Source organism: Streptomyces sp. So13.3 (genome assembly GCF_005860785.2).
Taxonomy (GTDB): Bacteria; Actinomycetota; Actinomycetes; order Streptomycetales; family Streptomycetaceae; genus Actinacidiphila; species Actinacidiphila fildesensis.
This window is the reverse complement of the sequence record NZ_CP048835.1, coordinates 7,121,723-7,136,108: the sequence shown is the minus strand read 5'-3', so window position 1 is coordinate 7,136,108 and position 14,386 is coordinate 7,121,723. Positions and strand designations below refer to the sequence as shown.

The 14,386-nt window shown below is 70.8% G+C and carries 10 protein-coding genes; 2 read left to right on the top strand and 8 right to left on the bottom strand.

The annotated features are described in order from the left end of the window. Window positions 1–138 precede the first annotated feature (138 nt). Together C8250_RS31895 and C8250_RS31890 are read left to right on the top strand one after the other, a co-directional pair. Window positions 139–1,359 (top strand): acetyl-CoA C-acyltransferase, encoded by a 1,221-nt coding sequence (locus C8250_RS31895; RefSeq protein ID WP_138354285.1) that lies wholly within the window; start codon window positions 139–141, stop codon window positions 1,357–1,359. Further along, window positions 1,356–3,482 (top strand): 3-hydroxyacyl-CoA dehydrogenase NAD-binding domain-containing protein, encoded by a 2,127-nt coding sequence (locus C8250_RS31890; RefSeq protein ID WP_138354284.1) that lies wholly within the window; start codon window positions 1,356–1,358, stop codon window positions 3,480–3,482. Before C8250_RS31895 ends, C8250_RS31890 begins: the two co-directional genes overlap by 4 nt. 60 nt (window positions 3,483–3,542) lie before the next feature. Here C8250_RS31890 and C8250_RS31885 read toward each other — a convergent pair whose 3' ends face one another. The 8 genes from C8250_RS31885 to C8250_RS31850 form a co-directional block, all read right to left on the bottom strand. Further along, window positions 3,543–4,541: an SPFH domain-containing protein gene (locus C8250_RS31885; RefSeq protein ID WP_138354283.1), complete on the bottom strand. Its 999-nt coding sequence runs from the start codon at window positions 4,539–4,541 to the stop codon at window positions 3,543–3,545. Beyond that, on the bottom strand, window positions 4,538–5,845 hold the full coding sequence (locus C8250_RS31880) for a peptidoglycan-binding protein (protein WP_138354282.1): 1,308 nt from the start codon (window positions 5,843–5,845) through the stop codon (window positions 4,538–4,540). The genes C8250_RS31885 and C8250_RS31880 overlap by 4 nt, the downstream gene beginning before the upstream one ends. A gap of 150 nt (window positions 5,846–5,995) precedes the next feature. Further along, a complete protein-coding gene (locus tag C8250_RS31875) occupies window positions 5,996–6,802 on the bottom strand; it encodes a thioredoxin domain-containing protein (protein ID WP_138354281.1) in 807 nt (268 codons plus the stop codon). A gap of 103 nt (window positions 6,803–6,905) precedes the next feature. Continuing rightward, entirely contained in the window at window positions 6,906–8,306 is a 1,401-nt protein-coding gene (locus tag C8250_RS31870) for a glycosyltransferase family 39 protein (RefSeq protein WP_244809879.1), read from the bottom strand. Between the two features lie 156 nt (window positions 8,307–8,462). Beyond that, window positions 8,463–9,905, bottom strand: coding sequence for an amino acid permease (locus tag C8250_RS31865; protein ID WP_187145339.1), 1,443 nt, complete (start codon window positions 9,903–9,905; stop codon window positions 8,463–8,465). 253 nt (window positions 9,906–10,158) lie between these two features. Further along, complete coding sequence (gene dxs / locus C8250_RS31860; RefSeq protein ID WP_138354279.1) at window positions 10,159–12,087, bottom strand: 1-deoxy-D-xylulose-5-phosphate synthase; 1,929 nt, start codon at window positions 12,085–12,087, stop codon at window positions 10,159–10,161. Between the two features lie 217 nt (window positions 12,088–12,304). Continuing rightward, window positions 12,305–13,597 carry a sugar ABC transporter permease gene (locus C8250_RS31855; RefSeq protein ID WP_138354278.1) on the bottom strand — a complete coding sequence of 431 codons (1,293 nt, stop codon included), beginning with the start codon at window positions 13,595–13,597 and terminating at the stop codon, window positions 12,305–12,307. After that, complete coding sequence (locus C8250_RS31850) at window positions 13,594–14,382, bottom strand: ATP-binding cassette domain-containing protein (RefSeq protein WP_138354277.1); 789 nt, start codon at window positions 14,380–14,382, stop codon at window positions 13,594–13,596. The genes C8250_RS31855 and C8250_RS31850 overlap by 4 nt, the downstream gene beginning before the upstream one ends. Between the last annotated feature and the right edge of the window lie 4 nt (window positions 14,383–14,386).

The window sequence follows — 14,386 nt, the reverse complement described above, 5'->3', positions numbered from 1 at the left end:
GGAACGGCCTCGTCGCATGTGACGTTCGCCGCTCCGGGCGGGGGGACTGTCCCCGTTGGTTACTGGCTAGTAGCATGGGTGTCGTAGCCGCAGCCTCGCGCCCAGTGGCAGCGAATCCGCATCTGGAGGAGAGCCAACGTGCCTCGTACCGCTAGGGACGTCGTCTTTGTCGACGGCGTCCGCACCCCGTTCGGCAAGGCGGGCCCGAAGGGCATTTACCACGAGACCCGTGCCGACGATCTCGTGATCAAGTGCATCCGGGAGCTGCTGCGGCGCAACCCGGAACTGCCCGCCGAGCGGATCGACGAGGTGGCTCTCGCCGCCACCACGCAGATCGGCGACCAGGGTCTGACCCTCGGCCGCACCGCCGGCATCCTGGCCGGCCTGCCGACCACGGTCCCCGGGTACTCGATCGACCGCATGTGTGCCGGCGCGATGACCGCGGTGACCGCGGTCGCCGGCGGCATCGCCTTCGGTGCGTACGACGTCGCCGTGGCCGGCGGTGTCGAGCACATGGGCCGTCACCCGATGGGTGAGGGCGTGGACCCGAACCCGCGCTTCGTCTCGGAGAAGCTGGTCGACGAGTCCGCCCTCTTCATGGGCATGACCGCGGAGAACCTGCACGACCGCTACCCGGCCATCACCAAGCAGCGCGTCGACGAGTACGCCGTGCGCAGCCAGGAGAAGGCCGCCAAGGCGTACGCCAACGGCAAGATCCAGCAGGACCTGGTGCCGGTCTCCGTGCGCAACAGCAACCCCGAGGCCGGCGAGACCGGCTGGGGTCTGGCGACCGCGGACGAGCCGATGCGCCCGGGCACCACCCTGGAGCAGCTGGCCGGCCTCAAGACGCCGTTCCGCGCCCACGGCCGGGTCACCGCGGGTAACGCGGCGGGCCTGAACGACGGCGCGACCGCGTCGCTGCTCGCCGCCGAGGACGTCGCCGTCGAGCTGGGCCTGCCGGTCCGGATGCGTCTGGTCTCGTACTCCTTCGTGGGTGTCGAGCCCGAGGTCATGGGCATCGGCCCGGTCCCGGCGACCGAGAAGGCGCTGGCGCAGGCCGGTCTGACGATCGACGACATCGGCCTCTTCGAGGCCAACGAGGCGTTCGCCGTCCAGGTGCTCGCCTTCCTCGACCACTTCGGCATCGCGGACGACGACCCGCGTGTCAACCAGTACGGCGGCGCGATCGCGTTCGGCCACCCGCTGGCCTCCTCCGGCGTCCGGCTGATGACGCAGCTGGCCCGCCAGTTCGAGGAGCAGCCGCACGTCCGCTACGGCCTGACGACCATGTGCGTCGGGTTCGGCATGGGCGGAACGGTCATCTGGGAGAACCCGCACTTCGACGGAGGCAGCAAGTGACATCCACCGCCGAGCTTTTGAAGGGTGCGGCCGAGCTGTTCCCCGATGAGGTCGTAACGAGCGCGCACGTGCGCCACCTCGACCTCCCGGGCGCCGGACGCTTCGCGCTCATCACGCTGGACAACGGCCTGGACCACACCAAGCCGACCACCTTCGGCCCGCAGTCGCTGGCCAACCTCGACGCGGCGATCGACCAGGTCGAGGCCGAGGCCGCCGAGGGCACCATCACCGGTATCGGTGTCACCGGCAAGCCGTTCATCTTCGCGGTCGGCGCCGACCTCAAGGGCGTCGAGCTGCTGAAGCGCCACGAGGACGCGCTCGCCATCGGCAAGGGCGGCCACGAGGTCTTCAAGCGGCTCTCGCACCTCGCCGTCCCGACCTTCGCGTACTACAACGGCGCGGCGATGGGCGGCGGTGTCGAGGTGGGCCTGCACTGCGCCTACCGCACCGTCTCCGCGGCGCTGCCGGCGTTCTCGCTCCCCGAGGTCTTCCTCGGTCTCGTTCCGGGCTGGGGTGGCTGCACCCTGCTGCCGAACCTGATCGGCGCGGACCGCGCGGTGACCGTCGTCATCGAGAACTCGCTGAACCAGAACCGTCAGCTCAAGGGCCGGCAGGTCTTCGAGCTCGGCATCGCCGACGCGCTCTTCGAGGGTGCGGACTTCCTGGAGCAGTCGCTGGCGTGGACCGCCGCCGTACTGCGCGGCGAGATCGTGGTGGACCGCCCCGAGATCGACCGCGGTACGGCCTGGGACCAGGCCGTCGAGCGCGGCAGGGGCATCGCCGACTCCAAGGTGCACGGCGCCGCCCCGGCCGCGTACCGCGCGCTGGAGATCATCGCCAACGCCAAGGACGGCGACCTGCAGGCGGGCTTCGACGCCGAGGACACCGCTCTCGCGGACCTCATCATGGGCGGCGAGCTGCGCAGCGGCATCTACGCCTTCAACCTGGTGCAGAAGCGCGCCAAGCGCCCGGCCGGTGCGCCGGACAAGAACCTGGCCCGCCCGGTCACCAAGGTCGGCGTCGTCGGCGCGGGCCTGATGGCCTCGCAGCTGGCGCTGCTCTTCGCCCGCCGTCTGGAGGTGCCGGTCGTGCTGACCGACATCGACCAGGAGCGCATCGACAAGGGCGTGGGCTACGTCCACGGCGAGATCGACAAGCTGCTCGGCAAGCGCCGCATCAAGCAGGACCAGGCCAACCGCCTCAAGGCGCTGGTGACCGGTTCGCTCGACAAGGCCGCCGGTTTCGGTGACGCGGACTTCATCATCGAGGCCGTGTTCGAGGAGATGGGCGTCAAGCAGCAGGTCTTCGCGGAGGTCGAGGCGGTCGCCCCGGCGCACGCGATCCTCGCCACCAACACCTCCTCGCTGTCCGTCACCGAGATGGCGTCGAAGCTGAAGAACCCCGAGCGGGTCGTCGGCTTCCACTTCTTCAACCCGGTCGCGATCCTCCCGCTGCTGGAGATCGTGCGCGGCGAGTCGACGGACGACGCTTCGCTGGCCACCGCGTTCGGTGTGGCACGCAAGCTCAAGAAGACCGCGGTGCTCTGCAAGGACGCCCCGGCGTTCGTGGTGAACCGGATCCTGACCCGCTTCATGGGTGAGATCCAGAACATCATCGACGAGGGCACCCCGGTCGAGGTCGCCGAGAAGGGCATCGACCCGCTCGGCCTGCCGATGTCGCCGCTGGTGCTCCTGGAGCTGGTCGGCCCGGCCATCGGGCTGCATGTCTCCGAGACCCTCAACCGGGCGTTCCCCGACCGGTTCACCGTCTCGAAGAACCTGGCCGCGGTGGTCAAGGCCGGCAAGCGCGGCTTCTACGTCTACGACTCCGGCAAGCCGGAGCTGGACCCCGAGGTCGCCGCGCTGCTGGTGCAGGGCGACTCGGTGCTCACCGAGGAGCAGGTCCGCGCCCGGGTGCTGGACGCCGTGGCGCAGGAGATCGGCCTCATGCTCGACGAGGGTGTCGTCGCCGAGGCGCAGGACATCGACCTGTGCCTGATCACCGGTGCCGGCTGGCCCTTCCACCTGGGCGGGATCACCCCGTACCTGGACCGCGAGGGTGTCTCGCAGCGGGTGAACGGCAAGCCGTTCCTCGCCCCGGGCATCGCGAGCGTCCCGGCGTAACGCCGTGAGTGACGCCCTCGGCCGGGTCCTGACCGCAGCTGGTCAGGACCCGGCCGGGGGCTACTTCCTCGGCACCTCGGCCGCCGGGCCACGAGCCGTGTAGAACGCCACGGTCAAGTCCCTGACCAGCGACTTCCGCTCGTAGTCGTCGAGCTGGACCAGCCCGCGGTCGGTCAGACCGCGCACCGTCTCGGCAACCGCCGCGAGCACGTCGTCGAGCACCGCCCGGCGGTGCCTGGCGTCGAGCGCGGTGACCTGGGCACGCCGCATCGCGGCGGCCACCTCGGGTGCGTACTCCAGGCGTACGGGCTGCGCCGAGAAGACCTCGACGCCGACCGGGCGCATATCGGCGGCGAGCAGCCGGGTGAGCTGGTCGCCGAGGCGTTCCGAGTCCCGCAGGGTGGGCCCGGAGCCGCGGAAGTCGTCCGCGGGCAGCCGGGAGACGGCGCGGGTGACCGCGCACTCCACCTGTTCGCGCAGGTAGCGCGAGTGGTCGTCGATGGCGAAGGCGGCCCGGGCGGTGTCCCGGACCCGCCAGACGATCAGGACGCTGGCGTGCAGCGGGGTGCCGTCCGCGTCGACCGTCTCGATGGCGCGGCTGCGCCAGTGCCGCAGGCTGACGTCCATCCGGCGGCGGCCGAGCAGCGGACTGATCCACAGCAGTCCGGTCTCCCGGACGCTGCCCTGGTAGGCGCCGTGCCGGGTGAGCACCCAGACCTTGCCGGGACGGCCCCGGGTGAGGCCGCCCGCGGCGAACGCGGTCAGCGCGCCGAGCAGCAGCACCGCCCCCCACAGACCGGTCAGGTCCCGGGGTGCCGGCGCCTCGGGCAGCACGGTGTGGCCGGCGAGCCGCTCGGGCAGCGCGCCCGTCCGCCACAGCAGCCAGCCGCCGGCGGCCGCAGCGACCAGCGCGGTGAGCGCCGCGGTCCAACCCGGCAGGCAGCGGCCGGGCCTCTCGACGAGATCGGAAACGGTGACGGTGGCGGCGGTGGGGAGGACGGCGGGGAGGACGGCGGTGGCGGCCAGGGCCGCGTCCGCCGTGGGTGCGTGAGTCGTCACAGGAAGAGTCGTCTCCAGGTCTCCGGTCCGGGATAGCCGTCCGCGTCGCGCCCGGACCAGCCCTGGGCGCGCTGGAACGCCTCGACGGCGCGGCGGTCGGCCTCGCCCCAGGTACGGCTGGGGCCCACGCGGTAGCTCTTGCCGAAGCCCTTGGCGACGAGGCGCCGTCCGAGGGTCAGCACTTGGTCGTTGGACTGTCCTGGGCGGAAGGAAGCGGCGCCCGGGTAACGGGGTGCCGTGGAGCCGCCGACCGGCCGCGTCGTGGGGGTGCCCGCGGCGATGTTCTTACCGGTGCCCTCCACCAGGTATCCCCAGGTGGTGGGTCCTGGCAGGCCGTCGGCGTCGCTGCCGGTCCAGCCCTGGGCGCGCTGGAAGGCGCTGGTGGCGCTGCGGTCGGCGTCGCCCCAGAGCGGGCCGGGTCCGACGATGTAGTAGGGCCTGGCACCGCGGGTCATGAGCATGGTGCCCAGCCGGGTGACATTGGCGTTGTTCGCGCCGGGTCCGAAGGCGGCGGTGCCGGGATAGCCGTTGCTCCCCGTCGTGCCGGTGCTCCCCGGTGTCCCCGGTGTCCCCGGTGTCCCCGGTGTCCCTGTGCCGCCCGATCCCGGACTGCCGGTGCCGGAGTCCAGGTACTTGTACCGGTAGGCGACGTACTTGTCGGAGTTGGTCCAGTAGGCCATCGGCGTCGTCTGGGCGCGGGTGTGCGGCTGGGTCTGCTCGATCGCGGTGTACAGGTGGTGCCCGGAGTCGGCCCAGCCGTCGAAGATGACGGCGTGCGAGCCCTTCTCCGGAGCCGCCTGGTTGTGGAACAGCAGGATGTCACCGGGCAGCAGATCGTCCCGGTCGATCCGTCTCGCGTAGTCCGGCAGGCTGCCGGTCCATGCGTTGGTGCCGAGGCCCCAGGCCATGGAGATGAAGCCCGAGCAGTCCTGGCGGTAACCGTCCGACCAGTACGCGGACATGCTGTAGGGCACCTCGGCGTCCACCCAGCGCTGTGCCCGGTCCAGGATCTGGTCCCGCGTCAGATGCAGCGGGGCAGGAGCCGGGACCGGCGCCCTGAGCAGGGCGTGGCCGAGCATGGAACCGGTGGCGGCGCTCGGTGCGGTGGCCGCGGCGACCGCACCCGCTCCGCCGCTGATGGCCGTGCCCGCGGCGGCCGCCACGACCATCACACGGGTGGCCGCGGTGGTGCTGCAGCCGGTGCCGGTGTCCCGCGTCACCGAGTCGGCGAGGCGCTGTCGCGCGCATTCCTCGCAGACACAGCCGGAGAGCGGTTCTACCTCGTCGAACAACGGTATGGACATGCGCACACTCCTCCGTGATCGGGCGTCACATGCCTTCAATACCCGATTTCGCCAGAAAGTTGACGAAATGTCGGATACGTCTTGGCCAGGTGATGACGCGCCCGGTCACGGAGGGGTGGAAAAAGGTGCGGAAAGGGTGCGGAAAGACCCTCAGCTCGCGAGGCTCGGCTGCCCGGACGGAACGGTCTCGTCGGACACCTTCTTGGCCTCCTTCTCCACCATCGAGCGCAGCTTGACCGGCGTCAGCGACGTCTGGACGTCGGGCACCGTCTCGCCGTTGATCTGGACAACGGGCACCTCACCGTAGGCGCCTGACACGAAGTCGGACTCGGACCTCGCGACCCAGCCTTCGTGGTCGTTGCCCTTCATGCACGGGACGAACTTGCCCTCGTCGATCTTCCCGGCCTTCTCCGACAGCTCCTTCAGCAGCTTCTGGCTGCTCAGCGCGTCGTCCGACGGATCCGGCTGCCGGTTCCAGACCTGCTGCACGAACTGCGTGTACCGCCCCTGGTCCTGGGCGCACGCGGCCGCGTTGGCGGCGGCCCGGGAGCCGTGGCCGCCCAGCTGGGAGTCGGTGTGGGTGACCAGCCGGTACTGGATCTCCACCTGCCCGGTCGCCAGCAGCTTCGTGAAGGTGTCCGCGTACTGCTCGGCGAACGCCTTGGACTGCGGGCTGCGCAGGTCCTCGTAGACGGTCAGCGTCACCGGGACGCTCGGCCTGACCGGCACCGCCAGCTTCGCCTGGCCGTCCGGGCCCGCCGCGTTCGCGGGCGGCTTCACCTTGTCCGCCTTCGCGCCGCGCACATGCGCGCCGATGGCCGCGGACGCCCCGAACACCACCACGAGCACCACAACGCCCGCGGCGTACGGCCGCCAGCGCTGCAGAAGACCCTTACGGGGCGCCGCCCCGGAGTCCGCCGTGTCGTTCCGGTCCTTGAGTCCCTTGGACTCCGTCATGAAATACCGCCACCTCGATCAGCGTGCTCTGCTACGTCGCCTGTATACCACCGGGACGTGTCGGGACCGGTCCGGGGGCCCTGGCGGAGGCCCTGCGTGAGGGTCAGCGGAGGGCCGGGGCCCGGGCGTAGAGGACCGCGCCTCCGACGGTGTCCACCGGGCGGTATCCGGCGTCCAGCATCCGCTGCAGGCTGGGCGTCAGGGCCGGGCCGTACGGCGCTCCGCGCGAGTCGTCGACGATCAGGTCGGCCGGGCGCAGCGCCGCCTCCTCGCCGAAGGTGCGCCAGGCGCCGGGGACCGCGTACTCCTCCCCCACCCGGGCGCCGCCGCGGCCGCCGCTGAAGTTCGTCAGGAAGCCGGCGGTCAGATAGCGGCTCGCGGGGGCGCGGCCGGAGAGCCAGTACTGCTCGGGGTGCATGCCCCACACCAGAACGGTGTCCCCGGGGCCGGTACGGGCCCGTACGGCGGCGGCGACGGCGTCGGCGTGGTCCAGCTCGGCCCGCGGCGCGGTCAGGCCCCAGACGGCGAATGCGGCGCTCGCGAGCACCGTCCAGGCGGTGGCCGCGGGCCACCAGCGCGGCAGCCCGCGCAGCGCGGCCACCCCGATGAGCACCAGCGGCGGGATCAACTGCAGGAAGTAGTGGCCGTAGAACTGGAAGCCGAAGACCGCTCCGAGCGCCGAGGCGCCCAGCCAGACCCAGAGGTCGGCGGGCAGCCGTTCCACGCCGCTCCGGCGGGCCAGCGTGAGGACCGTGGGGACGACGAAGGCCGCCCCGGCGGCGGCCAGTATCCCGGCGTTCCCCAGGCCCCGCCCCAGCGCCACGCCCCAGGCGCCCGAAGCGGAGGCGTAGGACCCGGAGCCGGTGACCGTCCAGAACAGGAACCGGGACGGGCCGGTGAAGACGGCGACGCCCGCCACCGGCAGGGCGCAGCCGGCGACCAGCCGCAGCACGGCGACCCCGCCGGGCGGCTCCGGCGCGCGCCGGGCGCTCCACAGCATCCACAGCACCGGCAGCAGCGCCGCGCCGCCGGTCTGCTTGGTCAGCGCCGCCCCCGCGACGGCCAGGCCCGCCAGCGCCCAGCGGCGGCGGTCGGCCGCCCAGAAGGCCAGTACGGTCCACGGCAGCATGAACACACCGAACGAGGCGGCCTGGGTGTCCTCGGGGGCCAGGCCGATGGAGAGCAGCAGATACCCGGCGCCCGCGGCGGCGCCCGCCCGGTTCCCCCAGCGGCGGCGGGCGACGGACGCGAGCAGCAGGGCGGTGCCGAGCTGCGCCACGACGGCGGCGGCACGCAGCGGCCACAGCGAGGCGTCGCCGAAGACCGCGAACAGCCCCTCGTAGAGCCAGGGCAGCAGCGGCGGCTTGCGGTCCACGACGGTGTCGTAGAGCACCCCGCCGTGCGCGAGCATCCGGGCCTGCACGGCGAGGTAGCCCTCGTCGGGGTTCCAGACCGGGCGCAGGAACGACGGAGCGCGGACGAGGGTGGCGAGCACGGCGAGCACCGCCGCCAGCCGCAGCCAGTAGCGGTCCGGCGGCCGCAGCCGCCGGGCCCGACGGCGGGCGCCCCCGCCGTCCTCCTCGCTCGGGGCGGGGAGTCCGGCGGGGGCGCCGCTCGTGATCTTCGGGGCCGATGGCACGCCTGACAACGTACCGGTCCGTCAGGCGCCCTTGTTGGCGCGGTTCATACGGCTGTGGCTGCGTCCGTACAGGAAGTAGACGACGACACCGATCACCATCCAGATCCCGAACCGCAGCCAGGTCTCGCTCGGCAGGTTCAGCATCAGCCACAGCGAGGCGGCCACCGAGGCGATCGGCAGCACGGGCACCCACGGGGTACGGAAGGAACGCGGCAGGTCGGGCCGGGTGCGGCGCAGGATGATGACGCCGACCGCGACGAGGACGAAGGCGAAGAGGGTGCCGATGTTCACCAGCGCCGCCAGCTCCGAGATGCTGGTGAAGCCCGCGATGACGGCGATGAGCACGCCCAGCAGGATCGTCGAGCGGTACGGAGTGCGGAACTGCGGGTGGACCCGGGAGAAGAACCGGGGAATGAGCCCGTCGCGGCTCATCGCGAAGAACACCCGGGTCTGGCCGAGCAACAGGATCATGCAGACCGTGGTGAGGCCGACCGCGGCCCCGAAACTGATGACGCCCGCGAACCACGGGTGCCCGGTCGCCTTGAAGGCGTCGGCGAGCGGCGCGTCCACCGACAGTTCGGTGTACTTCTGCATACCGGTGACGACGACCGACACGGCGACGTACAGCGCCGTACAGATGAAGAGCGAGCCGAGGATGCCGCGCGGCATGTCCCGCTGCGGGTTCTTGGTCTCCTCGGCCGCGGTCGCCACGATGTCGAAGCCGATGAAGGCGAAGAAGACGACGGCCGCGGCGGTGAAGATGCCCTGGACACCGAAGCTCGTCGGCGCGTATCCGAACAGCACCTGGATGAGCGGCGACTTGAGACCGGACTCCTTGACGGAACTGATCGCGGGCGGAAGGAAGGGCTTGTAGTTCTCGCTGTGGATGAAGAACGCGCCGGCGATGATGACCAGCAGCACCACGGCCACCTTGATCGCGACGACCACCGTGGTGACCCGCGCGGAGAGCTTCATACCGAGGACGAGGATCCCGGTCAGCAGCAGCACCAGCAGGAACGCCAGCAGGTCGAAGCCGAACCCGTTCGTGTCACTGGTGCCGGACAGCGCCTGCGGCAGATGCCAGCCCGCGTTGTCCAGCAGCGACCGCACATAGCCGGACCAGCCGACCGCGACCACCGCCGTACCGAGCGCGAACTCCAGCACCAGGTCCCAGCCGATGATCCACGCCGGGAGCTCGCCGAGGGTGGCGAAGGAGAACGTGTACGCGGACCCGGCGACCGGGACCGTGGAGGCCAGTTCGGCGTAGCAGATGGCCGCGAGCCCGCACACCACACCGGCCGCGACGAAGGCGAGGGCGACAGCGGGCCCGGCGTTGTTCTTCGCCACCGTGCCGGTGAGGACGAAGATGCCGGTGCCGATGATGACACCGACGCCGAAGACCGTGAGGTCCAGGGCCGACAGCGACCTCTTGAGCTGGTGCTCCGGCTCCTCGGTGTCCTGCATGGACTGCTCGACGGACTTGGTCCGGAAGAGCCCGTCCGGATTCCTGCCCGACGTCGGCGGGTTGTCCTGCGTACTCGTACTCACCGGCGCGCCTCCTGTTCGTCCTGCCGACAGGTTGGGGGGCGTCGGCAGTCGCTACTCCACTCCCAAGGTTCGCTTCACCCGAATAGGCGCGCCTATGCCTACGCCAATGGGTGAGGGGGTCCACCCGGATGGGTGGACCCCCTCACTCGACAGCTCCGCGGAACGGACCTCAGTCGCTGACCGCCGCCGGCTCGGCCGATCCGACGCTCTCGCCGTACCGGCCGTCGATCGTCGCGACCAGACCGGTGACCTGGCGTGCGATGTCGGGCGCGGTCAGCCCGATCTCGGCCATGACCTCCTTGCGGGAGGCGTGGTCCAGGAACTCCGCCGGGATGCCGAAGTCGCGCAGCGGTACGTCCACGTCCGCGTCGCGCAGCGCCTGCGAGATCGCCGAGCCGACACCGCCGGCCCGGCAGTTGTCCTCGACGGTGACCACGACGCGGTGGCCGGCCGCGAGCCCGGGCAGCGCCGCGTCCACCGGCTTGACCCAGCGCGGGTCGACGACGGTGGTGGTGATGCCCTGGGCGTCGAGCAGATCGGCGATCTCCAGGCACATCGGGGCGAGGGCGCCGACCGAGACCAGCAGGACGTCGGGGCGCTCGCCCTCGGGCACCTTCCGGAGCACGTCCATGCCGCCGACCCGGCCGACGGCCTTGACCGCCGGGCCGACCGCGCCCTTGGAGTACCGGACGACGGTGGGCGCGTCGTCGACCTCGACGGCCTCGCGCAGCTGGGCGCGGACCTGGTCGGCGTCGCGCGGCGCGGCGATCCGCAGACCGGGTACGACCTGGAGGATCGACATGTCCCACATGCCGTTGTGCGAGGCGCCGTCGGTGCCGGTGACACCGGCCCGGTCCAGCACGAAGGTGACACCGCACTTGTGCAGCGCCACATCCATCAGCACCTGGTCGAAGGCGCGGTTCAGGAACGTCGCGTACACGGCGAAGACCGGGTGCAGGCCGCCGGTGGCCAGGCCCGCGGCCGAGACGGCGGCGTGCTGCTCGGCGATGCCGACGTCGTAGACCCGGTTCGGGAAGACCTTCGCGAACTTGTCCAGGCCGACCGGCTGCAGCATCGCGGCGGTGATCGCGACGATGTCCTCGCGCTCCCTGCCGAGCTTGACCATCTCCTCGCCGAAGACCGAGGTCCAGTCGGCGCCGGAGGCGGCGATCGGCAGGCCGGTGTCCGGGTGGATGGGGCCGATGCCGTGGAAGCGGTCCGCCTCGTCCTGCTCGGCCGGGCGGTAGCCGCGGCCCTTCTCGGTGAGGCAGTGCACGATGACGGGGCCGCCGAAGCGCTTGGCGCGCTGCAGCGCCGACTCCAGCGCGTCCACGTCATGGCCGTCGATCGGGCCGACGTACTTCAGGCCCAGGTCCTCGAACATGCCCTGCGGGGCGATGAAGTCCTTGAGGCCCTTCTTGGCGCCGTGCAGCGTCTCGTAGAGCGGCTGTCCGATGAGCGGGGTGCGCTCCAGCAGGTCCTTGGTGCGGGACAGGAAGCGCTCGTAGCCGTCGGTGGTGCGCAGCGTCGCCAGGTGGTCGGCGAGCCCGCCGATCGTCGGGGCGTAGCTGCGCTCGTTGTCGTTGACGACGATGACGAGCGGCCGGTCCCGGGCGGCGGCGATGTTGTTCAGCGCCTCCCAGGCCATACCGCCGGTCAGCGCGCCGTCACCGATGACGGCCACCACGTGGTCCTGCTTGCCGAGCACCTCGTTGGCCTTGGCGAGGCCGTCGGCCCAGCCGAGGACCGTCGAGGCGTGGCTGTTCTCGATGACGTCGTGCTCGGACTCGGCGCGCGAGGGGTAGCCGGAGAGGCCGCCCTTGCTCTTGAGCCGGGTGAAGTCCTGCCGTCCGGTGAGCAGCTTGTGCACATAGGACTGGTGCCCTGTGTCGAAGAGCACCTTGTCCCGGGGCGAGTCGAAGACCCGGTGCAGGGCGATGGTCAGCTCCACCACACCGAGGTTGGGGCCCAGGTGTCCGCCGGTCTTGGAGACCGCGTCGACGAGGAAGGTACGGATCTCGCCCGCCAGCTCCACCAGCTGCTCCTGGCTGAGCCGGTCGAGGTCGCGCGGTCCCTTGATACGGGTCAGCAGCGCCACCCGTGCCTCCTATGCAGTCGAACTGGTCGATCCGTCGAGTCTAATGTTCCCCGTGCGACACCGTGGAGCGCCCCGTGCGACGTTTGTCACCCGCGACCCACCCGCAGCGCACCCGCGGACCACCCGGCAACACGAATGCCCGGTGCAGGGATGATCATCCCCGCACCGGGCCGGTGCCGCCACACCACCGACATGCGGAGGTGTGTGCGATGGAGCGTTACGCGCGACCGGAGGCCTTCTGCGTCTTGCGCGACACCGAGTCGATGACCACGGCGGCGAGCAGTACGGCGCCGGTGATCATGTACTGCAGCGAGGTGTTCATGTTCAGCAGGTCGAGACCGGTCTGGATGGACTGGATGACGAGCATGCCGAGCAGGGCGGACCAGGTGTTGCCGCGACCGCCGAAGAGGCTGGTGCCACCGATGACCGCGGCCGCGATGGCCAGCATCAGGAGGTTGCCGCTACCGGCGGCGAGCGTCGCGGTGTAGGTCTGCGCGGCGAGGAACAGACCGCCGGCCGCCGCGAAGCCGCCGGAGATGGCGAACACCGAGATACGGATCAGGGCCACGTTGATACCGGCACGGCGGGCGGCCTCGATGCTGCCACCGACGGCGAAGATCTTGCGGCCGTACGAGGTGCGCCGCAGGACGAAGTCGGTGAGCACGAGCGCCACGAGGAAGATCACCAGGGCGTTGGGCACACCCGCCGCCTGGTTCAGCACGTACGCGGCGACGAAGGAGACCACGGCCAGCGCACCGACACGTACGGCGATCTCGCCGGTCGGCCGGTACGGGACCCCGGCCTGGCGGCGGCGGCGCTGCTCGATGAGCGAGCCGGCGAGCAGGGCGACGGTGCCGAGACCCGCCAGCAGGTACGCGCCGGCGATGTCCTGGTTCATGAAGAAGGAGCGCTGCCCGAGCAGGTGCAGCGGGCCCTTGTCCTGGATCGAGAGGCTGCCGGTGTCGCCCAGCAGCCACAGCATCAGGCCGTTCCAGCCGAGGTTGCCGGCGAGGGTGACCACGAAGGCCGGCACACCGATCTTGGCGAAGAAGTAACCGTGCAGCGCGCCGATGGCGATACCGGTCAGGAGGGTCAGGAAGACGGCCAGCCAGGGATTCACACCGTGTGTCGTCGCCAGGATGGCGAAGACGGCGGCCGACAGACCACTGACGGAGGCGACCGACAGGTCGATCTCACCGAGCAGCAGCACGAAGACCAGGCCGATGGCGATCATGCCGGTGGCGGACATGAAGTAGCTGATGTTGAGCATGTTGCCGGCGCTCAGGAACAGGCTGTCCTGGGACTGGAACACGGACCAGATGATGATCAGACCGACGACGACGGGCAGCGAGCCGAGCTCACCACCGCGCACCTTGCGCTTGAACTCGGTCAGATAGCCCTTGAGTCCCTCTTCGCGGACCAGCAGTCGCGGGTCGACGACGGGGATCGCCGCCGCGGTGGGGTCTTCGGCCGGGGGCGTGTCCTTCACCGTCTTGGACAGGTCGCTCACTTTGCCGCCTCCGTGTTGCGCGCCTGACGACGGGTCACGGCGTTCTCCGTGGCTCCGGTGATCGCCGCGATGATCTCTTCGGGACTGGTGTCCTTCACCGGGAAGGCACCGTTGTTCTTGCCGAGCCGCAGGACGGACACCGTGTCCGCCACGGCGCGCACATCGGCCATGTTGTGGCTGATGAGGATGACGGCGAGGCCACGCTCGCGCAGCCGCTCGACCAGGTCGAGGACCTGGGCGGTCTGCTCCACGCCGAGGGCGGCGGTGGGCTCGTCGAGGATGACGACCTTCGGCTCACCGATCAGGGCGCGGGCGATGGCGACGACCTGTCGCTGACCACCGGACAGACTCGCGATCGGGATGCGGACGCTCGGGATGCGGATCGACAGGGTGTCGAGCAGCTCGCGGGCGCGCTGCTCCATCGTCACCTCGTCGAGCGCGAGCCCGCGGCGCAGTTCGCGGCCGAGGTAGAGATTGCCGACGACATCGAGGTTGTCGCAGAGCGCGAGGTCCTGGTAGACGGTGGCGATGCCGAGGCCCTGGGCGTCGTGCGGCCGGTCGATGCTGACCGGCGTGCCCTCCCACTCGATGACGCCTTCGTCGATCGGGTGCACACCGGCGATCGTCTTGACCAGAGTGGACTTGCCGGCACCGTTGTCACCGACCAGCGCGACGACCTGACCGGTATGGACCTCCAGCTCGACATCGGTGAGGGCTTGCACCGCACCGAATCGCTTGGAGACTCCGCGCAACGCCAACACGGGCGTAGCGGACACGTGAATCATCTCC

Excerpts from the sequence above, each read along its gene's own strand:
- C8250_RS31880 (WP_138354282.1), bottom strand. The coding sequence starts at position 5,845 with ATGTCCATACCGTTGTTCGACGAGGTAGAACCGCTCTCCGGCTGTGTC.
- C8250_RS31875 (WP_138354281.1), bottom strand. The coding sequence starts at position 6,802 with ATGACGGAGTCCAAGGGACTCAAGGACCGGAACGACACGGCGGACTCC.
- C8250_RS31865 (WP_187145339.1), bottom strand. The coding sequence starts at position 9,905 with ATGCAGGACACCGAGGAGCCGGAGCACCAGCTCAAGAGGTCGCTGTCG.
- C8250_RS31850 (WP_138354277.1), bottom strand. The coding sequence starts at position 14,382 with ATGATTCACGTGTCCGCTACGCCCGTGTTGGCGTTGCGCGGAGTCTCC.